Source organism: Pseudomonas sp. ICMP 8385, from assembly GCF_002699915.1.
GTDB lineage: Bacteria > Pseudomonadota > Gammaproteobacteria > Pseudomonadales > Pseudomonadaceae > Aquipseudomonas > Aquipseudomonas gessardii.
In genome coordinates this window covers 1-205 of record NZ_LKBY01000171.1, presented here as the reverse complement: position 1 = coordinate 205, position 205 = coordinate 1, and the positions used below count along the sequence as shown (strand labels likewise).

The 205-nt window shown below is 59.5% G+C and carries 1 protein-coding gene; it reads right to left on the bottom strand.

What is annotated here, in order from left to right; translation table 11 throughout:
* Positions 1–14: 14 nt before the first annotated feature.
* A partial coding sequence (locus AO268_RS32975) for a hypothetical protein (RefSeq protein ID WP_218927900.1) occupies positions 15–205 on the bottom strand: 191 nt, incomplete at its 5' end.

Below are 205 nucleotides of genomic sequence, written 5' to 3'. Positions count from 1 at the left end.
CCCACCTTGGATCTTCAGTACATTGAGTACCGTATGCATCCTGCGGTGGCAGCTGAAATGCAATCCTCCAAACCCTGAAGATCGAGGTGGGAGCTGTCGAGCTCCAGCGAGGCTGCGATGGCGGCGGCATGGCTGGGAGGGATGCTGGCTGCCCCAGCGCTATCGCTGGCAAGCCAGCCCCCACCTTGGATCTTCAGTACATTGA